This window comes from Limobrevibacterium gyesilva, assembly GCF_025989185.1.
In the GTDB taxonomy this organism is placed as follows: domain Bacteria; phylum Pseudomonadota; class Alphaproteobacteria; order Acetobacterales; family Acetobacteraceae; genus Limobrevibacterium; species Limobrevibacterium gyesilva.
This window is the reverse complement of record NZ_JAPDNT010000018.1, coordinates 1-26,537: the sequence shown is the minus strand read 5'-3', so window position 1 is coordinate 26,537 and position 26,537 is coordinate 1. Positions and strand designations below refer to the sequence as shown.

Below are 26,537 nucleotides of genomic sequence, written 5' to 3'. Positions count from 1 at the left end.
CCCCTGGCGCCGCGTAGGTTAAATCCCCGCCCCGTCGCCTCCCCGCAAAGGTCCCTATAGCATGACCGTGATGTCCGACCGCTGGATCCGCCGCATGGCGACCGAGCACGGCATGATCGATCCCTTCGTCGAGACGCAGAAGCGCGACGGGGTGATCAGCTATGGCCTGTCCAGCTATGGCTACGACGCCCGGGTGGCCGACGAGTTCAAGGTGTTCACCAATGTCGACTCCGCCATCGTCGACCCCAAGGCGTTCAGCCCGGCCAGCTTCGTGGACCGCAAGGGGCCGGTCTGCATCATCCCGCCCAACAGCTTCGCGCTGACCCACACCATCGAGTATTTCCGCATCCCCCGCGACATCCTGGTGATCTGCCTGGGCAAGTCCACCTACGCCCGCTGCGGCATCATCGTGAACGTGACGCCGCTGGAGCCGGAATGGGAGGGGCAGGTGACGATCGAGATCAGCAATACCACCCCCCTGCCCGCCAAGATCCATGCCTTCGAGGGCATCTGCCAGTTCCTTTTCCTGCAGGGCAACGAGCCCTGCGAAACCAGCTATGCCGACAAGGCCGGGAAATATATGCGCCAGCGCGGCGTGGCACTTCCGCGGCTCGGTTGAAGTCAGGTATCAAGTACACATGGACCGTATTCGCATCCGGGGCGGCCTGCCGCTCAACGGCGAGATCACCATCGGCGGGGCCAAGAACGCCGGCCTGCCATTGATGGCCGCGGGGCTGCTGACGGATGAGCGGCTGGTGCTCACCAACGTCCCCCTGCTGGCCGACATCCACACCATGGCCGTCCTGCTGGCCCAGCACGGCGTGGCCGTGGACAAGCCCACGAATGACGGGCGAACCCTGTCGATCGGCGGCAAGATCACCAATACCGAGGCGCCGTACGACATCGTGCGCAAGATGCGCGCCTCCGTGCTGGTGCTCGGCCCGCTGGTGGCGCGCATGGGCGAGGCGAAGGTGTCGCTGCCCGGCGGCTGCGCCATCGGCACGCGGCCGGTCGATCTGCACCTGAAGGGGCTGGAGCAGATGGGCGCCGCCATCCGCCTGGATGCCGGCTACGTGCACGCCATGGCGCCGAAGGGGCTCAAGGGGGCCACCATCGTCATGCCCTTCCCCAGCGTCGGCGCCACCGAGAACCTGCTGATGGCAGCCTCGCTCGCGGACGGCCAGACCGTGCTGGCCAATGCCGCGCGCGAGCCGGAGATCACCGACCTGTGCGACTGCCTGGTGGCGATGGGGGCCAGGATCGACGGCATCGGCACCGACCGGCTGACCATCGAGGGCGTGCGCGCCCTGCACGGCGCCACCCATCCGATCATCCCCGACCGGATCGAGACCGGCACCTATGCCTGTGCCGCCGCCATCACCGGCGGCGCGGTGCATCTACGCCATGGCCGCATCGACCATCTGGGCGCCGTGGTGCGCACGCTGAACGACGCCGGCGTGGAGGTGACGCAGCAGGAAGACGGCATCACCGTCAAGCGCCTGAACGGCCTGCACGGCGTCGATGTGATGACCGAGCCCTATCCGGGCTTCCCCACGGACATGCAGGCCCAGTTCATGGTGCTGATGTCGGTGGCCCAGGGGGCGGCGATGGTCACTGAGACCATCTTCGAGAACCGGTTCATGCACGTACCCGAGCTGAACCGCATGGGGGCGCGCATCAACGTGCACGGCGCCTCGGCCATCGTGCGCGGCGTGCCCTGCCTGTCCGGCGCGCCGGTGATGGCAACCGACCTGCGCGCTTCGGTCAGCCTGGTGCTGGCGGGGCTCGCGGCGAAGGGGGAGACGGTGGTGAGCCGCGTCTACCACCTCGACCGCGGCTACGAGGCGGTGGAACAGAAGCTCGCGGCCTGCGGTGCCGACATAGAACGTCTGCCCGGCTGAGCCTTCCGCCCGGCGGCGTGCAGGTGTAGGTGCGCTGCACGCCGGAGTGGGATGTTGATGACCGCCGAATTCAAGACCACCGCGCTGGAGCCGGAGAATGCCGGCCCGCTGATCCTGGCACTGCCGAAGGGCCGCATCCTGTCGGAATGCGCGCCCCTGCTCGCCCGCGCCGGCATCCATCCCGCCCCCGACTATGCCAACGAGGACAGCCGCGAGCTGCGCTTCCCCACCTCCGAGCCCGGGCTGGACGTGGTGCGCGTGCGCAGCTTCGACGTCGCCACGTTCGTGGCCTTTGGCGCCGCACAGATCGGCATCTGCGGCGCGGACGTGCTGATGGAGTTCGACTATCCCGAGATCTACGCCCCGCTGGACCTGGGCATCGGCGCCTGCCGCGTCTCCGTGGCAGAGCCGCGCGAGACCGCCGGGACCGACGACCCCGGCACCTGGTCGCGGGTGCGGGTGGCCACGAAATACCCGAACATCGCCCGTCGCCACTACGCCGCGCGCGGCATCCAGGCCGACGTGGTGCATCTGAACGGGGCGATGGAGCTGGCGCCGGGCCTGGGGCTGACCCGCGTCATCGTCGATCTGGTGGCCACCGGCTCCACGCTGAAGGCCAATGGGCTGGTGGAGACGGAGGTGATCTCGCGCGTCACCAGCCGGCTGATCGTCAACCGCACCGCGCTGAAGACCCGGCCCGAGCAGATCGGCGGCTGGATCGCCCGGTTCCGCGCCGCCCTGGCCGCGGCATGAAGCGCCTGTCCACCGCGGATGCGGGCTTTGAGGCCGCCTTCATCGCGCTGCTCGCCGAGGCGCGAGAGACGGCGGAGAGCGTGGACGCGGTGGTGGCGGCCATCATCGCCGACATCCGCGCCCGTGGTGACGCGGCTTTGTGCGAATACACCGCCCGCTTCGACCGCATGGAGGTCGCGCCGGCCTCGCTGCGCATCACGGCGGCCGAGATCGACGCCGCGGTGGCCGCCATTCCCGCCGAATTGAACGCGGCGCTGGACCTCGCGGCCGAGCGCATCGAAAAATTCCACCGCGCCCAGTTGCCGCAGGATCTGCGGCTGGAGGACGTGCCGGGCATCACGCTGGGCATGCGCTGGACGCCGCTGGATGCCGTGGGGATCTACGTGCCCGGGGGCAAGGCCGCCTATCCGTCCTCGGTGCTGATGAATGCCATCCCGGCACGGGCGGCCGGCGTGTCGCGCATCGCCATGTGCGTGCCCACCCCCGGCGGCGTGCTGAACCCGCTGGTGCTGGCCGCGGCCCGGCGCGCGGGCGTGACCGAGATCTACCGCGTCGGCGGCGCGCAGGCGGTGGCCGCACTCGCCTGGGGCACCGCCAGCATCGCCCCGGTGGACCGCATCGTCGGCCCCGGCAACGCCTATGTGGCGGAGGCCAAGCGCCAGGTGTTCGGCCGCGTCGGCATCGACAGCATCGCCGGCCCGTCCGAGGTGGTGATCATCGCCGACGCGTCGAACGATCCCCGTCACGTGGCCGTGGACCTGCTGGCCCAGGCCGAGCATGACGAGGCGGCGCAATCCATCCTGATCACCGACAGCCCGGACTTCGCCACCGCCGTGGCCGCCGCCGTGGCCCGCGAACTGCCCACGCTGCCCCGGGCCGCCATCGCCGGCGCGAGTTGGCGCGACCATGGCGCCATCATCATCGTGCGCGACTTCGCCGAGGCGGCGGCGCTCGCCGACCGGCTGGCGCCCGAGCATCTGCAGCTTATGGTGCCGGAGCCGGAGGCGCTGTTCGCGCGCATCCGCCATGCCGGCGCCGCCTTCCTCGGCCGGTTCTGCCCGGAAGCGATCGGCGACTACGTAGCGGGGCCGAATCACGTGCTGCCAACCGGCCGCTCAGCGCGGTTCGCCTCCGGCCTGTCGGTTTACGATTTCCTGAAGCGGACGACCTGGGTGGCCCAGGACCAGGCGGGAATGGCGCGGATCGGCGCCGCCGCCGTGGCCCTGGCCGAGGCCGAGGGCCTGCACGCGCATGGGCGCAGTGTCGCCCTGCGCTTGACCTGAGGGTACGCGACCATCATGTTCCGGGCCAATTCATCACACGGTAACGAGGCCTGATGTCAAAAGAAGATATGATCGAGTTCAGCGGCACGGTCATGGAGTTGCTTCCCAACGCCATGTTCCGCGTGAAGCTCGACAACGAACACGTCATCCTCGCGCATACCAGCGGCAAGATGCGCAAGAACCGTATCCGCGTGCTCGCCGGCGACCGCGTGAATGTGGAAATGACGCCGTACGACCTGTCCAAGGGCCGGATCACCTTCCGATTCAAGTGACGGGCCGATTCAAGTGACGAGTCCCGGGCTGGTCCTGGCCTCCGCCAGCCCGCGCCGGGCCGCGCTGCTGGCCCAGATCGGCGTGATCCCTGATGCCATCACGCCCACCCACATCGACGAGACGCCGCTGAAGGACGAACTGCCCCGGCAGCTCGCCCAGAGGCTTGCGCGCGCCAAGGCGGATGCCGCCGCGGCGCCGGACGCGTATACGCTGGCCGCCGACACCGTGGTGTGCTGCGGCCGCCGCGTCCTGCCCAAGGCGGAAACGCCGGAGCAGGCGCGCGCCTGCCTCGATCTGCTGTCCGGCCGCCGCCATCACGTCCTGACTGCCGTTGTGCTGGCGGGGCCCGACGGCCGCCGGGCCGAGCGGCTCAGTGACAGCGTGGTCGGATTCGCCCGGCTGAGCGCGGCGCAAATGCAGGCCTATCTCGACAGCGGGGAATGGCAGGGCAAGGCCGGCGGCTACGCCATCCAGGGCCGGGCCGCAGCCCATATCCGCTTCCTGTCCGGCAGCTATTCCAACGTCGTCGGCCTGCCGCTGTTCGAGACGGCGCAGCTGCTGCGTGGCCTGGGCTATCCGCTGCCGTGAAAATTCTCGCCAGCGCCAGCCCCGGCGAGGTCCGCGTGGCCGCCTGGGGCGCGGGCGGGCTGGTGGATTACGCGCTCTGGCGCCCGGGCGCCCCGGATGGGGTCGGCGACGTCCATCGCGGCCGGATCACCGCCCGCGTGCCGGCCATGGCCGGCGCCTTCGTGGCGATCGAGGGCGCCACCGGCTTCCTGCCCGACAGCGAGGGCGGCGCCGGCGCCAGCGAGGGCACCATCCTGGCCGTGCGCATCACCCGCGCCGCCCAGGGCGGCAAGGGCCCCCGCCTGACCGCCCGCGTGGACATGCCGGCCGGCAGCGGCCCGCCTGCCCTGCTGCAGCGCGGCCCTGGCGCCGTGGAGCGGCTGGCTTCCCTGCACCCGGACGCCCCAGTGATCGTGGACGAAGCGGCCCTGGCAGCCCTTCTGCGCCCCCTCCTGGGCCCCCGCCTGTCCCAGGGCCGGGGCTTCACCGACGAGGTCGAGTCCGCCGTCGAGGCGCTCACGGAGCCGGTAGCCGCCCTGCCCAGCGGCGCCCGCCTGTCCGTGCATCCCACGCCGGCGCTGACCGCGATCGACATCGACCTCGGCGCGGCCACCGCCGACCGGCGTTCCAAGACCGCATCGCAATCGGGGCTCAACCGCGCCCTGCTGCCGGCCATCGCTCGGCAGATCCGGCTGCGCAACCTGGCGGGCGCCATCCTGGTGGACCTCGCCGGGCTGTCGCCGCGGCGGCGCGCGGCGCTGGGGCCGGATTTCGCCGCCGCCCTGGCCGGCGACCCGCTGCGGCCGCGCTTCCTCGGGTTCAGCGCGCTGGGCCTGGCGGAGATCCTGCGGCCACGCGTCCATCCGCCGCTGCACGAGCTGCTGGCCGGCCCGCACAGCGCGGGCCTGGCCGCCCTGCGCCGCGCCGCCAGGGAGGTGGCCGCCCACCCCGAACGCGCCCTGGCCTTGCGCGCGTCACCGGCGGTAATGGAGGCGCTGCAGGCCGACCCGGTCGCCTTGCCTGAATACGCGCATCGCGCCGGCCGTGCCTTGCGGCTACGTACCGACCCGGCGCTGCCGCCGTCGGGCTGGGTCCTGGAGGATGACCGGCCGTGACCGAGACCGTGAAGAAGCTGTGCCCGATCTGCCGCAAGCCGACGGACCCCAAATTCCGGCCGTTCTGCAGCGCCCGCTGCGCCGATATCGACCTCGGCCGCTGGTTCACCGAGACCTATGCGGTTCCCGCCGCCAGCCCGCCGGACACAGAGCCCGATCCGTCCGATGACGGGGAACGCGGCTGAAACCGGAGGGCTGCCGCGTGCTGCCGGTTCGCGCGATTTGGTGGGTTGATCACCGCCGCAGCCTGGGCTATTCCCGCCGCCTCCAACACGAGCGCGTCGAAGTGCTCGGCGATGTGCCCAGGTAGCTCAGTTGGTAGAGCATGCGACTGAAAATCGCAGTGTCGGTGGTTCGATTCCGCCCCTGGGCACCATTTTCCAAGGAAATTTCAAAAGTTTACCAATGACTCCCGTTTCGCTCGTCTAGCGAGAGGTGCGTGGTCTGCATTGCGGACTCGCGGCGGACTCATTTAGTGCCGATACAATCGTTCTTTATTCGTTCACTATCATTCCCTACCGTCCGGCCATGCCCGACGATCGCCCCCTCCGCCCCGTTACCGTTGACGAAATCAGCGCGTCGCTCGCCTTCGCCTTGCGTTACGACCGCCGCCAGCGGGTGCTGCATGGCGATGAATTCATGGCGCGCATCACCGCTGAGAGGTTGGTGGAGCACCTGGAGGCGTCAGGGTTCGTGCTGATGAAGCGACCGCCAGCGGGGGCAACTCGGGCGAGGTGAGCGAGCGGTGCCCCGCTGCTAGGCGCGGTCGTGCGGCGCCCACGGTAGCACACGCGCAGCGAACCGCCCCCGGGCATCGAGCGGTCGGACGTAGCCGAGGGGGTGGCCAGCTTACCGGTCGTGGTCACGGATCTGCAGAGGACAGCGGTGCCGCGACCTCCTCCAGTGGCCGCCGCTCGGCGCGTTCGCCCAGCCACAAGACCAGTGCGGCCGCCAGGGCCATCAGCACGCAGGCCAGCAGGTAGCCCAGTAGCACGCGGTCGCGCGAGCCGCTCTCGATCAGCACGCCGAACAGCCAGGGTGCGGCGATGCCGCCGAGACCGGTGCCGAGCGCGTAGAACACGGCGATCGCCAGGGCTCGCACCTCCAGCGGGAAATTCTCGCCCACCGTGAGGTTGGCGGCGGAGGCAGCGGCGGAGGCGAAGAAGAATGTGGCGCTCCAGCCCATCGTCTGGGTTGTGGCAGTCAGCGCGCCGGCGCGGAACAGCAGCCCGGTTACCAGCAGCAACGCGGCCGAGGCGGCGTAGGTAAAGGCGATCATCGGCCGGCGGCCGATCGTGTCGAACAGCGGGCCGAGCAGCAGCGGGCCGAGAACGTTGCCGACCGCGAAGGGCAGCACGTACCAGCCGACATCGCTCGCCTTCACGCCGTAGAAATCGGTCAGCAGTAGCGCATAGGTGAAGAAGATCGCGTTGTAGAAGAATGCCTGCGAAATCATCAGGCCAAGACACAGGACTGTGCGGCGCGGATACAGGCGCAGCAGTGCGTCGATCACGTCCGCGAACGGGGTGAACGCGCGGTCGTGCAGCCGCACGCGGGTGCGTGCGGGCACCAGCGCATGGCCCGCCTGCGTGAACCGTGCCTCGATCTCCTCGACCACCGCCTCGGCCTCGCCGGCGCGGCCATGCAGCATCAGCCAGCGCGGGCTTTCCGGAATGAAACGGCGCAGCGGCAGGATCGGCACGCCGATCGCAGCCCCGATGAAGAACGCCAGCCGCCAGCCAAGCTCCGGATCGATCCGGTGCGGATCGAGCAGCACGAGGGAGCCGGCTCCGGCAATCGCGGCCCCTACCCAGAAGCTGCCGTTGATCGAGATGTCTGTGCGGCCGCGAAAGCGCGGCGGGATCAGCTCCTGGATGGCCGAGTTGATGGCGCTGTATTCGCCACCGATGCCGGCACCGGTGAGGAAGCGCATCAGGGCGAAGCCCGGCAGGTTCCAGGTGAACGCGGTGCCGGCCGCGGCCAGCAGGTACAGCAGCAGGGTGATGCTGAACAGGCGCTTGCGGCCTAGCCGATCGGTCAGCCAGCCGAAGAGCAATGCCCCCGCCACGGCACCGGTCACATAGGCGCTATTGGCGAGCCCAACATCGGCTGCAGAAAATTGCAGCGTGGGGCTCTGCCGCAGCGTGCCGCCCACCGCTCCCGCCAGCGTCACCTCCAGGCCGTCGAGGATCCAGGTGATGCCGAGGGCAACCACCACGAGCCAGTGGAACCGCCCCCAGGGCAGCCGGTCCAATCGGGCCGGCACGTCGGTCTCGACGGTCGCACCTCGTGCGGCGCTGGCGCGGAACGCTCGCGGCGGAGGTGGCATGCGACCTTTTCCTTTCGGCTCCCTGGGGTGTGGAGTGACCCCCGCGGGGTGGACAGGCTCGGAATGGAGTTTTGATCAGCTGGCGGGCTCAATGTGCCTGCCTGACCGCCAACTGAAAATCTCGGTGGCCGGCACGGGGCGGGTCGGCGTCAGGGGCTTCAACCAATGATCTTCGCCGAGAAGGCGTCGCCTTACGCCGATGCCCCCATCTGATCACCGCTCTGCCCGAAAAGCGGCCCTCGATCCACCGTTTGGTAGCCATCCAGCGTGGGCGTCTCTGGTATCCCTGTCGCTCAGTGGCGTGTGGCTTAAATCCGGATTTGGGTGGGGTCCGGGGCCTGCTCTCGAATAGATATGGCGGCCAGAATGGGCGAGGAGATCGTCAATCGCGTCCCGCGCCTTTCAGCGCCAGTGGACTACCGGCCGATCACCACGGACGGGCACGTGATCTCAAAGTCAAAGGCGTGGCTTGACTTCGGGCCGTAACGAACCGTCGTTTTACCTCGTAGCATTCCTGGTAGCACAGGCGGCGCATTACACAATGCCGGCTCATTGGTAGCGATGCCAGGTGGGCGGCGGCCGATGGCGCGAGTGATCGCCTAGAGGCGGGCCAACCCACACGCTAGGCCAGCGCGGCTTTCGCCATAACCGCCGCGTCCGGCTGCGGCACTTCGGGAGTCTTCGTAGCCTCGGCGAACTGCTTCCGGATCTCGTCCAGAAGCGACGCGGCGATGCGGTAGGGCAGATGGGTCAGCCCTTCCGCGACGACGTTCCAAGCTTGCGGCGGGAGGGTGATGGAGACGGGTTGTTCGGGTTCATGCGCCAATGAGTCCATGAGGGGTGAGATGGCGGGAATCAATCGCCGACAGCGGACCCGCGGGCCCTGCGGGCGTGCGAGCTGAACACCGATAACTGTTACGCGAAAAGCTCCGGCGCGATTCCGCAGAAAGTAATGATTTCGTTGTATCCACGATGGTTCGGATGAATCCCATCGTTGGTCCACGCACCCATCGGCGCCACCATCGGCGGGTAAGTATAGCCGGCACCGCCATTCGATACGGTGTAGCTCGTCACTAGTCCGGAACCATTGACATTCCCCGTGACGACTGCGCCGGAACCGCCTGTTCCGGGATATGTGCGGACGACGCAAGGAACGCTCGTGCTAGCCGGGTAGCCGGAACCACCTGCATTCCCAAGGGCATTGAACGACCCCATGGTAGCGGACGATATAGAGCCGCCGGCAAGGACCGAGGTGCCCGCCGCGTTGTTGCCGAAAACGCCATCGGCGCTCCGAAAACCAGTGTCGTTCGGATCTACCGCCCAAGCCCAATCCCATAACCCGCTTAGACCAAGGCTCTGCCAACTCGCGCGTAGCCAGTTGTTGTAGGCGATCCGGCCCGGCTCTCTATCTAATATGGGTGCGTCGAAATACTGATTCGCGCGGGTCGCCCAGTTGTCTGACGATCGCGTGTACGGCGTGATCGTATTGCCGTAGACTTTCACGCCCCTTTTGAGCCACAGATCGTATATTTTGGCGACATTACTTTTAGGCGCGGAGACATCTGACGAAACGATATCGTTGCGACCGTAGCCAATGAAGACATGGGTGCAAGCGTCGCGCAGTGCGATGTCGCGGCCTTCGTGTCGCGACAAATAAAAGCTGGCCTGGTCGCTACTCCTGGCTAGATTCATTATGGGGATCTGTCCGCGCATTGCGCGCTCAAGGAACGACGACCCGGTTGAAGGCTCGCCCCACTCCACCGCCGTCTGCGTGATGCTGTCCCCGATCAGGCCAAGGACCGCCGTGGGACTCGTCAATCGGGCGTAGACGAAAGGCGCGAAACCGTCAGCGGATGTGGTGGTGCGCGCTCCTGCAACAAGCGTCTCATCGGTCAGACCCGTTCCGCGAACGGTCCAATCCCCGACGATCCATGCCGCGGTGTGGCGAGACAGCCAGAACGTGCCGACCGTCCATGTCGCGTACGTCTTGACCCAAAACTGCGCGCCGGCAGGGATCGAGATGCACGCCGGCTGGAACCGCGGCAGCGTCCTGCCGGCTGCGACCGTGAGGGTGCGGCTTCCATCCGCGCCGTAGACCGGCGTGAATACGCCTGCTGGATACTCGATAGAGGCGGTGACACTGTAGCCCTGCGGCAGATCCGCTTCCGGGTTGTTCACGCCCCAACCCGGAAAAGCAAGCACGATGTCGGTCAGGCCGGCCCGCGCTGGCGCGAAACAGGTCATCCGACTGTTGAGAGAATTGCTTGTCGTGTCGGTCGTATTCGTGTCCGGAACAGACCTTTGCCGGCACGCTACCATGTAGGATGACGCTTTGGCGGATGGCGACGAAGTTGCGGTCAGTACATTCCGCAGCGGAGTCGCTGGAAAACTGTGGAACACGTCGCAACGATTGCCGACGAAGTTAGTCACCGCACCCTTGTTACTGCTCGAATAGACAGTCGTGCGGGCCAGCGTGTTGCCGGCGCCAAACGTGCCGAGGCCGATCTCGTAGTCGCCCTTCCCTGCGTCCACAATACAGTAATACACTGTGTCACCAACCGCGCAAACCGACGCGAAGGTGGCAAACCCCAGCACGGGCCCGCCCAAGGTGAGCGGGCCCGTGCCATTGACGACAAGGCTTTCGCGGATGCGGTCAGCGACGATCAGCGCCATTTCAGACGACTATCCATACGCAGGGACAGGGGGGCGCGTGCTGCGCGGCGGCGGAGATGGTCATCGACCATCGCTCGGATCTGAGGCGACAGAGCCGGGATGCGGCGGCGCGCTGACGGGAGGCTGTGGCCAAGCGCCTTGGGCGCAATCCGCTTCGGCGGGGAAGCCGCCGGCCGAGCTGTCTTGGCGGGGGGCTTGGCGCTGGCCGCCGGCAAAACGACACGCGCGCGGGACCGGATTTGCTCCATCCGGGCCTTCAGCGCCGCGGTTGCGCGGTCCATCCTGCGGTCCTCGGCCTCTCGTTTCAGCCGATCGTTGATGTCTTGTGCCATCACGCTTTCCTCCAACCTTGCGGGATCTGGGTCGCATCGAAGTGACCGCACTCCGCGGCCCAGCCGAGCAGCTGACGGAACTCCGAATACTGCTCTGCGGGATCTCCAAGAGAGGAGAGCTGAATCGGCCGGATGAAGCTCCACGCTGCATCGCGGACAGTGTCCACGAAGGCCTCGTGTTCGCGGGTCGCCTCGCCGAGTTCGATGAGGGCTGCGCAGAACCGTCCGACAATCCGGCGGTATTCGGGCGTGCGGGCCTCGCAAAGCGCGGCGCTACCCTCCAGCTTCGCTCTCGCCAGTTCTGGCCGCAGTAACTCGATCGCCCCGCGCACGTCCTGCAACTCGGTCGAGAGGGCGCGCAGCCTTCCCGACAAGGGGTGCTCGTACGGGATGAGTGGCTCCGGCTTCGGGGGCTGCGGCGATGGCTGCGGGTCGATCATGCCGTCCAGGAGTGCCAACGCCCCTTTACGAGGTTCGGGCGGCGCCTTGGGCGGGGGCGGGGGCGCCGGGTCCGTCTTCGACCAATGATTCAGACCGTCGCGGGACGCCTGCTCGTTTAGGGGTAGTAGCTCGGTGATGATTTCATCTTCGCGGCGGCACAGTTCGGCGAGCCGATCTGACAAAGCGGCCCACCGCGAGGATATCTCACGCAGCGTCGGCCGTGGCAATTCTTCGGTAGGCGGCGTGTTCGAAATCCCAGTTGTAGAGCTGGCTTTTCGGAATAATGAGGGTGCGTTCATAAGGCGAATCGTACGCCTCACCCGCATAACGTCGCCACGGATTTAAGTGGTTTTGTGCGGAGGTTTCTGCCGGCGAAACTTGCGGGCGAGGCGTGTTGCAGCTGCATCTTGCGAGTGCTCGCCATCGAGCGTCCGCGCAACGTACCGGGCGGCGGCTTCGACCGATGTTGCGGCGCCGGATTCGATGAGCCACGCCACCTGACAGAGCGCATCAGCATCATCGGCGGGCGGGCGGCCACCAGGCTTGCCAAGCGAAGCCGCGACGCGTGCGAGGTGCGGATTGCGCGTCACCGATGCCAGTTGGCGGACGAACTCGGCGACGTCGGCGCGGGGCGCGTCACTCCGCAGCACGATCGGCTTCAGGTGGAACGGAGGTGCTGGCAGATCACGGGCGGGTCGGTGGGGTGTCGGGGGCGGTCGATCGGTCATGGCAGGTCAGGTTTTTCCTACAGATTCGCGGCGTTGTGCGTGGACGGCCTGTTCGGTCGCGGGGGAATGGCGGCCCCGACTCTCGATCCCCCTGGCGCGCGGAGCGGAGGATTTGCCCGGTGGTCGGGTCGACGTTTGAAAAGAAATCAAACAGGGACCAAAATCTCTGGATGAGCTTGGCGTGGTGCCGGGGGTAGCTATTCCGCTGAAGATGCGAGGCCCCCGGGGTCTGTAACTTGGGCGCCACTGCCCGCTGGACCGCCCAGTCGTCAGACGCACGTTTCCGCAAAATGAGACTTTGGGCGATCGGCCTGGAATTTTTATCTGGACGTGGGAAATTTGCGGGCAAGTGCGGTCCCTGGCGAGGCGAGGCGCCGACTTGTCGACCCCGTGGGGCATCATCGCGGCCACCGGCTTGCGACCAATAGCCCGGCCACGGTGGCGGCTTGGCGCGCGTCCAGGCGGATGCGTTCGAGGGTGCCAGGTGCTGGCAGTTCAGGCTCAGCGGCGATGGCCTCGCGTTCCTCTTCGTCGCCGTCACCAGGCGGTGCGGCCAGGGCAGCGGCAGCGCGGGCCATGCAGGCGGCTATCGAGCTGTGGGGCGCTGTGCCGGTGCGTTGTGAAGGATTGTGATGGTCTTTCGCATTAACACCGTCACGCGCGCGTGGACGCCGATATACAGGAGACCCATCACAATCCCTCACAAACCGGATCACGCCCATTCCGGAGGCTCCCGGTCTGGCTTAAGTCCAATGCCCTCGAACCCGGAACGCCCGGTTCCACCCTCTCGTTTGGCGAGGAGGCCCCGGGACTGAAGCGACTGGACGAAGCGCTTCTGCGATCCGACAAACTCGCCAGTGCGTTCGGCCCACGCCTTCCATGACGCGAACAGCGCGCCCGACGTGGCGTATAGGTGCCGGGCTTGGATGCAGCACTCGTCCAGCCACTGCCCCGTGGCGTCCTCCGCCTCAAGGTATTCCTCGGTGGCGTTGATGACGGTCTCGGGGGCAGCGAGGCCACGCTCCTGCCAGAGCATGCACCCATCGACCGCCCACTGGAGGATGCCAGGCCATTCCTTCTCCAGCTTGTCCGGCAGGTCGGGATCACGCTCCGCCGCCGAGATTTTCACGTCGAAGGGGATCAGGTGGAACCGGCGCCGGATGGCTTCATCGACGTTGCGGAGGCCGGGACGATGGTTCCCGGCGATAATCAATTTGAACTGCGGAGTGAACGTGAAGAAGTCCTGCCTCATGAACCGCGCCGTGATGGGATCGCCACCCGTCATGGCCTTGATGCGGGACTCAGCCCAGCGCCGGCCCTCTTCGGTTTCCTGGGCCGTCACCAAGCGGGCGCCACGAAGCATGGCCAGGTCGGTTGGGTGTCGGTCACTGGGGCTGCTCGTGAACGTCTCCATCGAGGCGACGGCGGCATAGCTGTTCAGGATGCGGGTGATGGTGTTCAAGGCCACCCCCTTGCCGTTGCCGCCGAGCCCGTAGACGAAAAACAGAGCATGGGCCTTGGTGCTTCCGGTCAGGGCATACCCGGCCATCCGCTGCAGGAACAGTTGAAGCTCGACGTTGCCGTTCGTCACACGGGCGAGGAAAGCGCGCCAGAGCGGGCAGTCGCCAGATGCGGGGACTGCGGTGATCTTCGTCAGATAGTCGTCCGGCCGGTGCGGGCGCTGCTGGCCGGTGCGCAGGTCCAGGACACCGTCCGGCGTGTTCAGCAGCCATGGGTCGGCGTCCCACTGGTCGACGGTCGCTGCAAGGCGGCGGTCGGCCTTGGCTAGGCGCTCGACCGCTGCCACGGTCCGAGCCGCAGCGATATTGGCGGCGTCGTCGGGGTCGTTGCACTCGGCGCTGGCCTGCCGGCAGATGGCGCGGGCGAAGTCGAATGCTTGCATGGTTTCATCAGCGCGCCAGGTGGTGCCGTCCCAGATGAACCAGCGCCCCCATGCCGCGACGTAGCGAAGGCGGTTCTCGTGGGTGGTAGCGAAGCGTAGGGCTAGTGCCTCGTCGGTGAATTCGGGCGGCCGGGCCTCCGCGTCGTCTGGTGTGACGTTCTCAGGGTAGCCGCGGGCCTTGCGCACCTCCTCGTCCAGGACGGACACACGGACGCCGAGACGTTCGGCTTCGGCGTTGCGCTCCCGGTCGTAGTCCAGTGGGGAGAGGGCTGCCAGGCGGGCGAGTTCCAAGGCGTCGGCGGCTCGCGTGCTGGCGGGGGTGGCGGCGTGGGCCAGATCGTTGAACGCGTCCATCAACGTCCGATCCCCGCCGGCAACGGCCGGTTTGATGGGTGCGCGATCGCCCAGGCGACGATTTGCTCGCACTCTTCACCAGGCTTTCCGACATGCTCGCCCGCGCCCCGCAGGGTCTCCGCTACTTCGCTTTCGGTCAGAAGCCCGGCTGCGACGAACCGAGCCAGGCCGATTGCCTCGGATAGCAACGTGTCGTGCCGCCGGCCTTCGGCTGCACGGTAGACGCGGGCTGCAGCGTTGGTCAGTGCGACGCTGGCGTAGCGGTTGGCAGAAGGGGCGCGTGGAGATGGTAACGGGGCGGGTGGTCGGCGCGGGGGCGCCAGCGCCGCGGCTGAGGGCGCAGTGACCGTGCTTGAGGCGCCGGACACGGCCACCATGCGCGCCGACAGGGGATTGTCAGCGGCCCGGTCGAAGATCGGCGCGGCGGTGTAGATCACCTGTGCCGGCCGGAACACGGCGGGGTCGACCGGGACTCCCCGGAACCACCGCTTAAGCTCCGGGCCTGTGAGAGGGCGGCTCAACCAGTACCACAACCGCAACCGGAGCCCTGGCTTTAGCCCGTGACTGCCGCTTGCCTGGACGATGCACGATGCGTCGTGAAATGCCTTAGGGAGCCCCCTGATTGCCGCCGCAGCGCAGCCGGGCAGATCATGCGCTGGCACGGCCTCCGGCCGCTCAGCGCTGTCCACGTCCAGCGCTAGCCATAGGCGCGGCGCCTCCCGCAACGTCGGGCACTCGCCTGTGCTGGGATCGGGATGGACACGCCGCCTGACGCCTTGCGTCCTGGCGGGATCGATGATGGCGCCACGGACCACGGCGCAGTCGGGGCGGGCGAGAAGCCGATCCAGCAGCGTCGCCAGTGCGGCGAGATCGGCGATCGGCGCGGTAAACAGGTCGTAGGTCCGCGCGCTGTCGTACGCGTCGATCGTGCCGTCAGAGCGGACCCGCTTAGCGAGGCGGCGACCGCGGGCGCGCAAGACGGTGATGTTGTCGTCCGTCACTGCCGCACCTCCCGCACCAGCCGGCCGTGGCAAGTCAAGGCATCGGCGAGATTGGCGAACTTGAGCGCAACGGGATAACCGGCGCTGAGGGCCGTCTCAGCGATTGCGACGCCACGCGGGTCCGGCCAGGACAGCCCAGCGTCATGCGTCAGCAGCGCAGACAACCCACGGGGGCGGCGGAGTAGTGACAGGTCCGCTTTGAGCGGTGCCGGCGCGACTATGACGAAAGCGACCGCGCCACTCCCGAGATCGGGCAGTATGGCCAGTCGGATGTCGACATTATTCGGAATCTTCATTTCGCGTCCTCAATCGGACGCGACGCGTGCTTGAATGGGCAACCGGCTTGCGCTATGTGTCAGATGCCGCCGACAACTTCGCAAACTGATCTGCCCCCGCACGCACCGCGTCGCGGGGGCTTTCGTTACGCGGCGACCTGCTTGGCAAGTTCGGCAGCACGATGTCGGAAGGTGCGGCCGGTAGCCCACTTCTCGATCTCGTCGGCGTCGTACACAATGCGGCGCAGTCCCATGCGGCAATAGGGGATGCCCCAACCTTCATGACGCATGCGCTGCAAAGTGCGCGGCGACAGCCCCACAATCTGGGCTGCCACAATCTCGTTCAGATACCGTTTCGTCTGGGGTGCCATGGATCGCTCCTTTAGTTGCGGCCTAGAGCCGCCCGGAGCAATCCAATTGCCGCCAAAAGGCGCCGCGGTCCTTTCTAATTGCGTTTAGAGAACTCCGAATCGTTTCCAAGGGCGATTAGAACACTGCCTGCGAGCTGCGCCCGTTCCACGTGATCGTAACCTCGGGAATGGAGAGATTGGCCGGAACGGCCCAAGTCGTCTCGGGGTCCAGAAGCGTTCCGGCATATTGGCGCGGATGGTGGCCCTCTCCGTTCAAACGCAGTTTCTCAGACAGCGCCAGGAAATCTGGCAATTCATCAAGTCGACATGGAAACGCGTGCGGTTGCGATGCAGCAATATGCTGTTGTGCGAGCATAAAAGATGCGGCGTACAAATGAGATACCGGCCGATAGATGCGCCAAATGGAATTTTCGATCGTGCTGAGGGATAGTCGCTCGAAATGTTCCTTGCCTTGTAGACCTTCAGCAATTTTGGATTTGATCGCGGTTATGCCGGCCTCCGCCCCCGAATGGCGCTCGGTTAGCGCCAGGCGTAAGATTTCACCAGCGACAAACCCGCGGGCACACGCCGCTTTTGCCGATTCCTGGACTTCGGGCAGGGGGCGCGCATTCGCGAGGAAGTTCATCGTCAACAGAGCGTCGCGAGCATCCACTGGCACGGGAGATTCAGTTCGCGGGGCAGCTTTGGCCAGCGTCTCCAGCAAGTGCGCGCCATAGGCGGTATCCCACGCACTCTTACGGGCCGCCTCATCATGGGGCCAAAGCATCACGCCTTCGATGTACGTCAGGCTGAGTCGGGTCCGCTTCGGACCAATCATTTCATCTGTCAGGTCAAGATAGGGCATTTCACGTCCGTCCGATGGCGCATTGCCGGGTTGCCGCCCCTTAGGGCGTGCAGGTGCCATGAATTTGCGTCTCATGCACCCCCCAACCAGCGCCGTCCAGCGCCATCGTGACCTGTATCCATGCAATCCGCAGCCGCAGCCAAGTGAGACGCAGCACGAGGCGGGCGAGGTGCAGGCGACGCCAGCGGATCGGCCCGCGCGCCGGTGCCGACCAGTCTCGGATCGGGGCAGCCCTCATGGCGCGTCCCTCAGGAGATCGTTCACCAGCGACCACATCACGCCATCGGCGACGCTCCCGCCGGGCGGATCGGGGGCGTAGAATGCATAAACTGCGGCGGCCTTCGCCCGGAGTCCTTCCAAGGTGTGCGCTGGCTGTTCCGCAATCCGGTCCAGCAGGGCCAGGTAGTCATCGCGACCGGCCTCGGACTTGGCGCGCAACAAGAGCATCTTGGTCCGATCGCCTCGTTCCTCGGCTGCGCACTCCATGTCAAAGAGACGTCGCTTGCGGGCCTCCAGTTTTAGAAAGCGATTCGACAGGGCCAGCAGTTCGGCATCCGGCGCCTCCCTTGTCGTCGTGACGGGGAGCACAGGCGCTATGTGGTGGAGTTGGGCGGCGAGGTCGACTGTACGGGCGCTCACAATTCGACCCTCCCCGCCAGCAGGCGCGCAGCGTCTTGCAGAACGTCGAACGCGAGATCCTCGTGGATATCTGATTCAAAATCCGGGCTGCGGGGCCATGAAGCCAGGGCGACGCGGATTTTATAAAGGACAGCCTCCAGCGTCATGGCTGGAGCCGCAAACATGGCGTCTATGATCCGCGCGCTCTCTTCGGAGCAACTATCGCATCGGTCGTTCAGATCTCGCAGCGCGACGTAATCTGGGTCGTGCGCCCAGAGCGTATAGGCCGGTTGCTGCTGTGTGGGGTGGCCCCAGCGTAGAACGAGACTGGTCCTCAACGCCATTGCCGAGGCAGAAAGGGCCTCGCCTCGCTGCTCGGCGTCTACAAACTGGCGATACAACGCCGCCATCGGATCGGTGACACCACTCGCTCCAGCGCTGGGGAGAAAGGCGGCAGCCAGTGGTAGTGCAGCAGCAGCGCCGAGCAGGATGCGGCGGGATGTGGCAACCGGCGCGGTGCCGGGTGTGGTAGGCTGTTGAGTAGCCTTGGGCATGGACTCAATCTCCGTGCTTAGGGTTAGGCCGGGCGGGGTGTTGGCGCACTCCGTTCGGCCGTCTTGTCCAACTGGACAACTTGCACAACATATTAACTTTGGCGCGATGTCAACCAACTTGTGCAACTTGCCATGTTGGGCTACTGTCATACGATGAAGGATGAACCAAAGGACCAGCGCGTCCCGGTGATGATGACTGCGTCCGAGCTGAAGGCGCTCGACGACTGGTCATTTGCAAACCGGATACGCAGCCGCGGGGAGGCTATCCGCCGGCTGATTGAGCGCGGGCTTGCTGCGGAGGGTGAGCCGCCCTCACCGCAGCCCAAAGGCCGCAGGCCAGCAAGCACGGACTGAATCACCGTTTTGCAGCCTGCGCCCCCGGTCGAAAAACGGACAGAGGTGCTCGATGTACGAGGCTGGACCTGAAGAAGCCGCTGTCGCTAAGCGACAGGCTAGCAACCGAGTGACCACTATTCATGTGCAAGGCCTGTTGGGCGCAATAGGTGCTGCTTGTTACGTCGCGGGCGAATATTTCGGTTCAGCTCTCGCGTGCGTAGTAGTTGCACTGCTGGCGCTGGAGAACCGGACCCGGGAGCGCCGAGAAAGGATCGCAGCTCTGGAGCAGGACGCGCGGCTACGGAGAGGTGAACAATAGCGCGGCTGACGACCCGAAGCGGTCCTTGGCTTCACATGGTCGATCGGGCAATGGCGGCTCCGCATGCCACGAGCTTGCCCGCCATCCGATCATAACCACGATCGAGGTGGTCCAACCCATCCACGACGGTTTCGCCGCTAGCACTCAGACCTGCCAGGACAAGCGCTGCAGCAGCACGGACGTCCGTTGCCGTTACACGGGCACCGGTCAGATGCTCCACACCACGCACCCAGGCAGTTCGTCCACGAATGGCAATGTTGGCGCCCATCTTTCTGAGCTCGTCGACATGTCTGAAGCGCTGCTCAAAGATGGTTTCGGTGATGGCGCTGGCACCCCGTGCCGTCGTCAGCATCGCCATCACCGGCGATTGCAGGTCGGTGGCGAAGCCCGGGTAGGGCCGGGTTTGCATGTCAGTGCCGGTCAGTCCTTCCGCCGCGCGACGGGCGATCAAGCCAGTTTCCGTCGGTTCCAGCATGACTCCTGCCGCCGCAAAGATGGCAGCGGCCGCGCCGAGCAGATCGGCCCGGGCATGCTCCAGCCTCATCTCTCCGTCCGTCATCGCGGCGGCGCAGGCCATGGTTCCCAGTTCGATGCGGTCCGGCATCACCGTATGCACGGCTCCCGTGAGCGGCGCATCTCCGTTGATGGTCAGCACGTCGCTGCCCACACCCTCGATCGACGTGCCCATCGCCGTTAGGCAATAGGCCAAGTCGGTTACCTCCGGCTCACGCGCGGCGTTGCGAATAACGGTTCGGCCTTTCGCCAACACGGCCGCGAGCAGCAGGTTCTCCGTCGCGCCGACCGAGGGCTGCGGCAGCACGATCTCCGCTCCACGCAGGCCGCGTGGAGCACTGGCATGAATCACGCCCCCGGCGAGGTCTACCTCGGCCCCCATCGCGCGGAAGCCTGCGACGTGGAAGTCGATGCCGCGCAGGCCAATGGCATCCCCGCCGGGCATTGGCAGGCTGGCCTTCCTGCAACGGCCCAGCAATGCGCCGAGCAAAAGGACAGACGCACGCATCCGCTCCACGAGGACGCCGTCCACCTGCGCCGGATGCACGTGATCGGCACAGAGCGTCAACGAGAGTGACGTATGACCGGCGGACCAATTCAAGCCGACACCGAGGCCGTGGAGCAGGTTTGACAGCACCGCGACGTCAAGGCTGGCCGGGACGTTGTGCAGGGTCACTAGGTGCGGCGTGAGCAGGGCCGAGACCATCAGCGGCAGCACGGCATTCTTTGCACCGCTGATCGGATAGGTCCCGACCAGCGGACGCCCGCCCTGGATCAGGAGACTTGTCCCCGGTTCGGGACACCACCAGGGAGAAGCCGCGAGCAAAGACCGGTCAGCAGCGTTGTGCATCAAGAGGCATCCCTGGCATCCGCTCCCAACGTAACCGGAGAGGCACTATCCGGCCAAGTCGACATCAAGAGTCCGCTGCCCACCCCCTGCACACGTAGGAGAACCGGGCGGCTAGCGCCGCCGTGACCCAAAGCGTTCCTACCGTAGACTCGGGTTCCCCGCTGGCACTGACGCAGACGCACTCTGGGCCTCCAGGACCTATGGTCGATTTCGGTTATAGGTTTCGAAAAGCGCAACCCCTTGATCGGGTTGGCGCCAGCCGAGTTTCCGAAACTCTTGAATTATGCATCGTGATGCCTCTGGACGGCCTTGGCAATATATTGTCGTCAGCAAGCAAGCGGACACCACCACGCCATGACGATTGATGACCTTGGACCACGCATTTGCATCATGGGGCCGTCGAACAGCGGCAAGTCCACGCTGGCCGAGGCCATCGGACGGGCGCGCGACCTACCGTCAGTTCATCTCGATCAGCTTTACCATTTGCCAAACACGCAGTGGGAGCCGCGCCCGGAAGCGGAGTTCATCGCATTGCATGACGAGGCGATCCTGAGGCCGCGCTGGGTCATGGACGGCAACTATTCGCGGTGTCTGCCGCAGCGAGTTGAAAGGGCAACAGGCTTCATTCTTCTAGATATTCCGACGCTGACCGGCCTTCTACGATATCTGCGGCGTTCATGGTTCGAGCGCGATCGGCCCGGGGCGCTAGCAGGTGGTAGGGATAGTGTGAAATGGGAGATGATCCACCATATCGCTGTTGTCACGCGCGTAAACCGTAAACGCTATAAGGAAATGTTCGACCATATCACCTTGCCCAAGGTAAAGCTGGCGACGACACGAGAACTGACTCGCTTCTATCATTCAGCGGGGCTGGGCCGATGATAATATCCTAATTTGCAACGAGTGTCGGCAATATGACGGGCAAAGCCCGATTCAGAAGTCTTGATTTTTGGCGGCTGTGGTCTCGACTGGGACCCTCTTTGGACTCGATATAGCCCGATCAGGTGCTGGCGTCGGTGCTGTTTGGGTTGTGGATGATTTCCCACATGTGTCCGTCGAGGTCGCGGAAGTAGCCGGAGTAGATGCCCCAGGGGCGGTCGTGTAGGGCGGTGACGGGCGCCCCCGCCGCCTTGGCTTTGGCCAAAAGCGCGTCTACCTCGTCGCGAGTCGCGACAACGTGACCGAGACTGAACTCGCCGCTCTACGCTGGCCCCTGCGGGATGCCCGCGTCTTTCGCGAGTTCGCTGCGCGGATAGAGGGCGAGGATCTGCCCCCCGTTGAGGCAGAACATGACTAATGCGCCCGCGGGGTGGGTGTCGTCGCCAGCGAATTCGGTTGCTGTCACACCGGGCGACTTGAGCCCAAGCGCCCGATAGAAGGCAAGCGCCCGCTCTAAGTTTTTCACGGCCAGCGTGATCACGCCGATCTGAGGTTTCATTGGTCCTCCATTCGCGGATCTCGTATGTTCGCATGATGGCACGGCCGCTAGTAGTCTTCGGCCCGGTCGTGAGCATGCGGGAATCCGGCCGCGGCGAATTTTTAGGATAGGCAACCCGATCGCCGCCTGGCCCTCGCGCTGAGTGAGCTCGCTACGTCAATGTTCCGGTCATACCTTCCGGCAATTTCAAAATTTTTGAGTTCTGGAGCGTCCGTCGCAGTGTGGGCGGAATGACTGCTTTCCACCCCCTGCACACATAGGGGAACCGGGCGGCTAGCGCCGCCGTCGACCAAACCCCGCCGTAGGTCGGCCTGCCAGGCCATCCAGGAACCGGACATTTCGCAGCCTGGTTCGTAGCGCTTCTTGCGCTCGATTTCGGATCTGCATGTGAGGCGTTGGAGGTTGCTGGGATCGGCCAGCCGAAGCGCGCGCCCGGGCGGTCAAGGTCCGCCTGATCGCCGTCCACCCACGGGCCAAGCCATCAGCAAGCTACGTCTGGGCTGGCGCTCGTCTTCGCTTCGGCGAGAGGCCTAACGGCAAGCTGTCGAACAGCGTGGGCGTGTTGCCGGTCAGCGCCTGCTCGATATTCAACATCCGCAGCTTCGTCGCGACGCCGCCCCGAGCAGAGAACCCGCCCATCTTACCATTCGCCGCCACAACCCGGTGGCACGGAACAATGATTGGGAACGGGTTCTTGCCCATTGCCTCGCCGGCATCTCGTGCTGTGCACCCATCGCCGATCCGCAGCGCGAGATCGCCATAGGTGATCGTGCTGCCCGCGGGGATGTTGCGCAGCGCCGAATAGAGCTGCTGGCGGAACGCCGGGATGCCTCCCATGTCCAGCACGACGTGCGACAGGTCCCGTGACTCACCGCGCAACAACGCGATGATGGCATCGATCGCCCGCTGCACTTTCGGCGGCGGGGAAGCTTCCGGCACATCGGGATAGCGTCGCTGCAAGCGCTCGCGCGTCGCCGTGGCGTGCCGTTCGGGCAATTGCACACCGACGATGCCGCACGGGCTCCAGGCGATGCCGCACGCGCCAATGGCAGTATCGAACAATGTGAATCCTGTGGCTGGCATACGCACACCATAGCACAAACAGCCGGGCCGAGCTCGGCGTTTCTTGCTCTTGCATGAGCAGCCTGGTGACGGCGTGCCGTCAGCAGGCCGCTGGCGTTACGATCCCTCCGGAGATGCCATGACTGCCTTCGACCCTTCTCGGACCTTCGCGTCCGGACCTGCGAGGTCCGGTCTTGGAGGCGCAGCTGCCATAAAGTTGCAGATGGCAAGATCGGCTGCTTCGCGCCCATCTGGGTCATTCGGTCGATCAATGCCAGTACCCCGAACCGCACATCCGACCTCAAGTCGTTATCGACTGGGATGGGGCGAAATCGGCCGCCTGTGGTGGCTTGCAATCACCTTCCGGCGGCCTACCATGGATCGCGTAGCTCACCCTGCAGGAGCGTACCCATGGACCTCACCGTGGTGCCCATCGTCAAGCCGGACGCTGCCAACTTCATCTTCGGACAGTCGCATTTCATCAAGACCGTGGAAGACATCCACGAGGCGCTGGTCGGCGCGGTTCCGGGCATCCGCTTCGGGCTGGCCTTCTGCGAGGCCTCCGGTAAACGGCTAGTGCGCTGGTCGGGTAATGACGAGGCCGCCCTCGCCCTTGCACGCGACAACGCATTGGCCATCGGCGCCGGCCACACTTTCCTCATCTTCCTGGGTGACGGGTTCTTCCCCGTCAACGTGCTGGCTGCAGTGCGCGCGGTGCCTGAGGTCTGCCACATCTATTGCGCGACGGCCAACCCGACACAGGTGATTGTCGCGCAAACAGAGCAGGGCCGCGGCGTGCTCGGCGTGGTGGATGGCGCCTCGCCGCTGGGTGTCGAAGCCGACGCCGACATTGCGTGGCGCAAAGACCTGCTGCGAAAGATCGGCTACAAGCTGTAGTGGCTGGATGAAGCCAAGTCGGTCATCCGGCAGCAGTCGAAGAAATCCCGAAAGCGGGCATGGGCCTGCGCGGGACCGAATGGCTGACATGGGTGGATTTGCGACCGTCGGCTTTCGGGCAGTGCGAAGTGAAAACAGACGTTGGTGCTATGCCTCTGTCGGCTCAGGCCGAGCCAGGTAGCTGTTGAGGCGCTGGCCGCGCTGGATTTTGGCCTCGAAGAGGTCTTTCCAGGCGAGCCTACCAAGATCGCGGGGCAGCGCTTCAAGGCTGATCCGGGTGCCTTGCAGGCGATACTCTCCCAACGGGTTCACCCGGTCGCCTGAGCGACACACACAAGGGAGATAACATGAAACTCGCTCTTGCCGCCACAATGGCACTTATCGGATGCCTTGTCGGCTTCAATTCCGCAAACGCACAAGGAGTCGCTACGAAATCGACGCCGACAACCAAAATTCTCGCCATCGGGACCATCAATCCCGGTTTTGAACAATCGCAGGTCTTTGCCGTCCTGCCGGAGGAGGTTCGGGAAACTGTCGGCCTCTACCTCGATGGCAAGATCGAGCAGTGGTACTCGCTACAGGGAAAGCCGGGCGTCGCGTTCATCATCAACGTCACCGATCCGGCGGTCGCTCACGAAATGCTCGAAAAGCTGCCTCTGGGAAAAGCACATATGATGAGCTTCGAACTGATCCCCATTGGTCCGCTCAACCCGCTTCGCTTTTTGCAGGGCATGCAGCCGAAACCTTGAGATATGCAGGGCCTTACTTGGACGTCATGCGCGGGCGCTAGCGCGCCTGCCGCTGTAAGCCGCTGTAAGCCGCTAGAGTGTCAGATTATTTGATTTACGAGCCATCCTGATCGTCTGCTCTTCGGAGGTGGCAAGCGGCCTTGGAACGACCTACGTGGGTCGTGTGCGGCGGTTCCAACCGCCGCCACAGCTACCGCCGCTGTGGGTGGTGGAGAACGGACATTTAGCGCAGGAGCACTGTATCCGCCCGGTGAGGGCCGCCTGGGCGTGAGTCGCTCGCCACCTTAAAGCTGTGGTTAAGGCGGCTGTTGGGGTGGTGGAATGGACGGGGTGGTGGAGATCATCACCGGGCGGGAGCGGCGTCGGCGCTGGAGCCTGGAGGCCAAGCTGCGGATCGTGGCCGAGACGCAGGAGCCCGGCTCCCTGGTCCGTGCTGTAGCTGCTCGCCACGGTGTCTGCGAGAGCCTGGTGTTCACTTGGCGGCGGCAGGTACGCGACGGACTGCTGACGGCGTCCGAGATGCCGGTGTTCATGCCAGTACAAGTCTTCGAGGCCCCACTGTCGGGCGCCGGTCCGGGACGCTCGGAGCAGCCGTCAGTTCCGGCGCCAGCTCCCACGCCATCTCGGCCGCAAGCGGGCCTGATCGAGATCGAGCTGGGCGGCGGCCGCCAGGTGCGAGTGGGCAGTGACGTAAACCTAGCCGCGCTGCGGCGCGTGCTGGCGGCCTTGCGCGGGTGATCCCCGTCCCGTCGGGTGTGCGGGTCTGGGTGGCGACCGGTGTCACCGACATGCGCAAGGGCATGAGCGGGCTGGCGCTGCTGGTCGAGCAAGGCTTGCAGCGCGATCCGCACGGCGGTGACCTTTACGTGTTCAGAGGCCGCCAAGCAGGGCTGGTCAAGGTTCTCTGGCACGACGGGCTCGGCATGTCGCTATACGCCAAGCGGCTGGAGCGGGGCGGGTTCACCTGGCCGCAGGCCAAGGAGGGCGTGGTCTCACTCACACCTGCGATGCTGTCCATGCTGCTGGAGGGCATCGACTGGCGGGCACCGCAGCGCACGTGGCGTCCGGAGGCAGCGGGCTGAGGGGTACACAGGTCCGTCCAGGTATGGTTCACTGTCGGGCGTGATCCCTGGCGCTGACACGATCCCGGACGACCTAGCCGCTTTGCGCGCCGCGCTGGCCGCCGAGCAACTGGCCCGACGCGAGGCTGAGGCCCGCGCGTCCGGCGCCGAAGCCATGGTGGCGCACCTCAAGCTGCTGATTGCCAAGCTGCGACACGAGCAGTTCGGCGCCTCGTCCGAGCGGGGCCGCAAGCTGCTGGACCAACTGGAGCTGCAACTTGAGGAGTTGGAGGCCGGTGCTGCCGAGGACGATGCGGCCCTTGGCACTGATCCCGCGGGTGGCGGCGCTGGCCCGGGACGGCGCCGCCGCAAGCCGGTCCGCGGTCCCTTGCCCGCACACCTGCCACGTGAGCGGGTGGTGATCCCGGGCCCGACCACTTGCCCATGCTGCCAGGCCACGCTGTCCAAGCTGGGTGAGGACGTGACGGAGACGCTCGAACTGGTGCCGCGGCGGTGGAAGGTCGTGCAGACCGTGCGCGAGAAGTTCGTCTGTCGGGTATGCGAGACGATCCGCCAGGCTCCGGCGCCGTTCCACCCCATTGCCCGCGGCCGTGCCGGTCCCGAGCTGCTGGCTACCATCCTGGACGCGAAGTTCGCCCAGCACCTGCCGCTGAACCGGCAAAGCGAGACGTTCGCCCGCGAGGGCATCGAGCTCGACACCTCGACCCTCGCCGACTGGGTTGGTGCCTGCACGGCCACGCTGTCACCCCTCGTGACCTTGATCCGCCAACATGTGATGTCGGCCGAACGGCTGCACGGCGACGATACGACCGTGCCGGTGCTGGCCAAGGGCAAGACGAGTACCGGGCGATTGTGGACCTATCTATGGACGGTCCCCGCTCCGCAAGGACATTCGTGTTGATCCGACGAGTCGTCGGTGCAGCTATCTATCCGGCCTCTTTGGCCTTGCGGCCGCGGGCCTCGATGAGATCCGCGG

General features: G+C 65.8%; 30 protein-coding genes, 1 tRNA gene and 2 pseudogenes. 16 read left to right on the top strand and 17 right to left on the bottom strand.

The genetic code is table 11. The features are described from left to right. The first annotated feature begins 61 nt into the window (after nucleotides 1-61). From dcd to OL599_RS17370, 10 genes are all read left to right on the top strand, one after another. Nucleotides 62-619 (top strand): dCTP deaminase, encoded by a 558-nt coding sequence (dcd, locus tag OL599_RS17415; RefSeq protein ID WP_264715127.1) that lies wholly within the window; start codon nucleotides 62-64, stop codon nucleotides 617-619. 19 nt (nucleotides 620-638) lie between these two features. Further along, nucleotides 639-1,901 carry a UDP-N-acetylglucosamine 1-carboxyvinyltransferase gene (murA, locus tag OL599_RS17410; protein WP_264715126.1) on the top strand — a complete coding sequence of 421 codons (1,263 nt, stop codon included), beginning with the start codon at nucleotides 639-641 and terminating at the stop codon, nucleotides 1,899-1,901. A 57-nt stretch (nucleotides 1,902-1,958) separates the two neighbouring features. After that, nucleotides 1,959-2,654 (top strand): ATP phosphoribosyltransferase, encoded by a 696-nt coding sequence (hisG, locus tag OL599_RS17405; protein ID WP_264715125.1) that lies wholly within the window; start codon nucleotides 1,959-1,961, stop codon nucleotides 2,652-2,654. Further along, nucleotides 2,651-3,937: a histidinol dehydrogenase gene (hisD, locus tag OL599_RS17400; protein WP_264715124.1), complete on the top strand. Its 1,287-nt coding sequence runs from the start codon at nucleotides 2,651-2,653 to the stop codon at nucleotides 3,935-3,937. The genes hisG and hisD overlap by 4 nt, the downstream gene beginning before the upstream one ends. A gap of 53 nt (nucleotides 3,938-3,990) precedes the next feature. Beyond that, on the top strand, nucleotides 3,991-4,209 hold the full coding sequence (gene infA, locus OL599_RS17395) for a translation initiation factor IF-1 (protein WP_264715123.1): 219 nt from the start codon (nucleotides 3,991-3,993) through the stop codon (nucleotides 4,207-4,209). Between the two features lie 13 nt (nucleotides 4,210-4,222). After that, nucleotides 4,223-4,798, top strand: a complete 576-nt coding sequence (locus OL599_RS17390; RefSeq protein ID WP_264715122.1) for a Maf family protein — start codon at nucleotides 4,223-4,225, stop codon at nucleotides 4,796-4,798. Then, nucleotides 4,795-5,892: a ribonuclease E/G gene (locus OL599_RS17385; protein ID WP_264715121.1), complete on the top strand. Its 1,098-nt coding sequence runs from the start codon at nucleotides 4,795-4,797 to the stop codon at nucleotides 5,890-5,892. The genes OL599_RS17390 and OL599_RS17385 overlap by 4 nt, the downstream gene beginning before the upstream one ends. Then, complete coding sequence (locus OL599_RS17380; protein WP_264715120.1) at nucleotides 5,889-6,077, top strand: DNA gyrase inhibitor YacG; 189 nt, start codon at nucleotides 5,889-5,891, stop codon at nucleotides 6,075-6,077. The genes OL599_RS17385 and OL599_RS17380 overlap by 4 nt, the downstream gene beginning before the upstream one ends. A 115-nt stretch (nucleotides 6,078-6,192) precedes the next feature. Continuing rightward, nucleotides 6,193-6,268: transfer RNA gene (locus tag OL599_RS17375), tRNA-Phe, on the top strand. Nucleotides 6,269-6,420: 152 nt separating this feature from the next. Beyond that, nucleotides 6,421-6,630, top strand: coding sequence for a hypothetical protein (locus OL599_RS17370; RefSeq protein ID WP_264715119.1), 210 nt, complete (start codon nucleotides 6,421-6,423; stop codon nucleotides 6,628-6,630). A gap of 124 nt (nucleotides 6,631-6,754) precedes the next feature. On the opposite strand, the gene OL599_RS17365 is transcribed toward OL599_RS17370, so the two are convergent. The 14 genes from OL599_RS17365 to murA (OL599_RS17300) all read right to left on the bottom strand — a co-directional run bounded on the left by OL599_RS17365 (nucleotide 6,755) and on the right by murA (OL599_RS17300) (nucleotide 20,333). After that, nucleotides 6,755-8,221, bottom strand: a complete 1,467-nt coding sequence (locus tag OL599_RS17365; protein ID WP_264715118.1) for an MFS transporter — start codon at nucleotides 8,219-8,221, stop codon at nucleotides 6,755-6,757. A gap of 622 nt (nucleotides 8,222-8,843) precedes the next feature. Further along, nucleotides 8,844-9,056: a hypothetical protein gene (locus tag OL599_RS17360; RefSeq protein WP_264715117.1), complete on the bottom strand. Its 213-nt coding sequence runs from the start codon at nucleotides 9,054-9,056 to the stop codon at nucleotides 8,844-8,846. Nucleotides 9,057-9,136: 80 nt separating this feature from the next. Further along, entirely contained in the window at nucleotides 9,137-10,894 is a 1,758-nt protein-coding gene (locus OL599_RS17355) for an SGNH/GDSL hydrolase family protein (protein WP_264715116.1), read from the bottom strand. After that, nucleotides 10,885-11,226 carry a hypothetical protein gene (locus OL599_RS17350; RefSeq protein ID WP_264715114.1) on the bottom strand — a complete coding sequence of 114 codons (342 nt, stop codon included), beginning with the start codon at nucleotides 11,224-11,226 and terminating at the stop codon, nucleotides 10,885-10,887. Before OL599_RS17350 ends, OL599_RS17355 begins: the two co-directional genes overlap by 10 nt. Then, on the bottom strand, nucleotides 11,226-11,666 hold the full coding sequence (locus tag OL599_RS17345; protein WP_264715113.1) for a hypothetical protein: 441 nt from the start codon (nucleotides 11,664-11,666) through the stop codon (nucleotides 11,226-11,228). The genes OL599_RS17350 and OL599_RS17345 overlap by 1 nt, the downstream gene beginning before the upstream one ends. A 342-nt stretch (nucleotides 11,667-12,008) precedes the next feature. Next, nucleotides 12,009-12,395 (bottom strand): hypothetical protein, encoded by a 387-nt coding sequence (locus tag OL599_RS17340; RefSeq protein ID WP_264715112.1) that lies wholly within the window; start codon nucleotides 12,393-12,395, stop codon nucleotides 12,009-12,011. Between the two features lie 712 nt (nucleotides 12,396-13,107). Next, on the bottom strand, nucleotides 13,108-14,652 hold the full coding sequence (locus OL599_RS17335) for a phage/plasmid primase, P4 family (protein WP_264715111.1): 1,545 nt from the start codon (nucleotides 14,650-14,652) through the stop codon (nucleotides 13,108-13,110). Beyond that, nucleotides 14,652-15,653 (bottom strand): hypothetical protein, encoded by a 1,002-nt coding sequence (locus OL599_RS17330; RefSeq protein WP_264715110.1) that lies wholly within the window; start codon nucleotides 15,651-15,653, stop codon nucleotides 14,652-14,654. The genes OL599_RS17335 and OL599_RS17330 overlap by 1 nt, the downstream gene beginning before the upstream one ends. Beyond that, entirely contained in the window at nucleotides 15,650-15,949 is a 300-nt protein-coding gene (locus tag OL599_RS17325; RefSeq protein ID WP_264715109.1) for a hypothetical protein, read from the bottom strand. Before OL599_RS17325 ends, OL599_RS17330 begins: the two co-directional genes overlap by 4 nt. A 125-nt stretch (nucleotides 15,950-16,074) precedes the next feature. After that, nucleotides 16,075-16,299 (bottom strand): helix-turn-helix transcriptional regulator, encoded by a 225-nt coding sequence (locus tag OL599_RS17320; protein ID WP_264715108.1) that lies wholly within the window; start codon nucleotides 16,297-16,299, stop codon nucleotides 16,075-16,077. 115 nt (nucleotides 16,300-16,414) lie between these two features. Continuing rightward, entirely contained in the window at nucleotides 16,415-17,143 is a 729-nt protein-coding gene (locus tag OL599_RS17315) for a hypothetical protein (protein WP_264715107.1), read from the bottom strand. 234 nt (nucleotides 17,144-17,377) lie between these two features. After that, nucleotides 17,378-17,782, bottom strand: coding sequence for a hypothetical protein (locus tag OL599_RS17310; RefSeq protein ID WP_264715106.1), 405 nt, complete (start codon nucleotides 17,780-17,782; stop codon nucleotides 17,378-17,380). Next, nucleotides 17,779-18,315, bottom strand: a complete 537-nt coding sequence (locus OL599_RS17305; RefSeq protein WP_264715105.1) for a hypothetical protein — start codon at nucleotides 18,313-18,315, stop codon at nucleotides 17,779-17,781. Before OL599_RS17305 ends, OL599_RS17310 begins: the two co-directional genes overlap by 4 nt. A 686-nt stretch (nucleotides 18,316-19,001) precedes the next feature. After that, the gene (gene murA, locus OL599_RS17300) at nucleotides 19,002-20,333 is read right to left on the bottom strand and encodes a UDP-N-acetylglucosamine 1-carboxyvinyltransferase (protein WP_264715104.1); all 1,332 of its coding nucleotides are present in this window, start codon (nucleotides 20,331-20,333) and stop codon (nucleotides 19,002-19,004) included. A gap of 354 nt (nucleotides 20,334-20,687) precedes the next feature. On the opposite strand from murA (OL599_RS17300), the gene OL599_RS17295 reads away from it, so the two are divergent. Beyond that, nucleotides 20,688-21,215: a P-loop NTPase family protein gene (locus tag OL599_RS17295; RefSeq protein ID WP_264715103.1), complete on the top strand. Its 528-nt coding sequence runs from the start codon at nucleotides 20,688-20,690 to the stop codon at nucleotides 21,213-21,215. 118 nt (nucleotides 21,216-21,333) lie between these two features. On the opposite strand, the pseudogene OL599_RS17290 reads toward OL599_RS17295, so the two are convergent. The 3 genes and pseudogenes from OL599_RS17290 to OL599_RS17280 form a co-directional block, all read right to left on the bottom strand. Continuing rightward, a pseudogene (locus tag OL599_RS17290) lies at nucleotides 21,334-21,510 on the bottom strand (VOC family protein); the annotation flags it as partial. Nucleotides 21,511-21,534: 24 nt separating this feature from the next. Further along, on the bottom strand, nucleotides 21,535-21,771 hold the full coding sequence (locus tag OL599_RS17285; RefSeq protein WP_264715102.1) for a VOC family protein: 237 nt from the start codon (nucleotides 21,769-21,771) through the stop codon (nucleotides 21,535-21,537). A 489-nt stretch (nucleotides 21,772-22,260) separates the two neighbouring features. After that, nucleotides 22,261-22,833: a methylated-DNA--[protein]-cysteine S-methyltransferase gene (locus OL599_RS17280; protein WP_264715101.1), complete on the bottom strand. Its 573-nt coding sequence runs from the start codon at nucleotides 22,831-22,833 to the stop codon at nucleotides 22,261-22,263. 411 nt (nucleotides 22,834-23,244) lie between these two features. On the opposite strand from OL599_RS17280, the gene OL599_RS17275 reads away from it, so the two are divergent. The 5 genes and pseudogenes from OL599_RS17275 to tnpC all read left to right on the top strand — a co-directional run. After that, nucleotides 23,245-23,730, top strand: a complete 486-nt coding sequence (locus tag OL599_RS17275; protein ID WP_264715100.1) for an adenosine-specific kinase — start codon at nucleotides 23,245-23,247, stop codon at nucleotides 23,728-23,730. A gap of 347 nt (nucleotides 23,731-24,077) precedes the next feature. Further along, entirely contained in the window at nucleotides 24,078-24,479 is a 402-nt protein-coding gene (locus OL599_RS17270) for a hypothetical protein (RefSeq protein WP_264715099.1), read from the top strand. Nucleotides 24,480-24,800: 321 nt separating this feature from the next. After that, on the top strand, nucleotides 24,801-25,217 hold the full coding sequence (gene tnpA / locus OL599_RS17265; RefSeq protein WP_264715098.1) for an IS66-like element accessory protein TnpA: 417 nt from the start codon (nucleotides 24,801-24,803) through the stop codon (nucleotides 25,215-25,217). After that, nucleotides 25,214-25,561 carry an IS66 family insertion sequence element accessory protein TnpB gene (tnpB, locus tag OL599_RS17260; protein ID WP_264715097.1) on the top strand — a complete coding sequence of 116 codons (348 nt, stop codon included), beginning with the start codon at nucleotides 25,214-25,216 and terminating at the stop codon, nucleotides 25,559-25,561. The genes tnpA and tnpB overlap by 4 nt, the downstream gene beginning before the upstream one ends. 40 nt (nucleotides 25,562-25,601) lie before the next feature. Next, nucleotides 25,602-26,426: pseudogene (tnpC, locus tag OL599_RS17255) on the top strand (IS66 family transposase); the annotation flags it as partial. Nucleotides 26,427-26,537 lie beyond the last annotated feature (111 nt).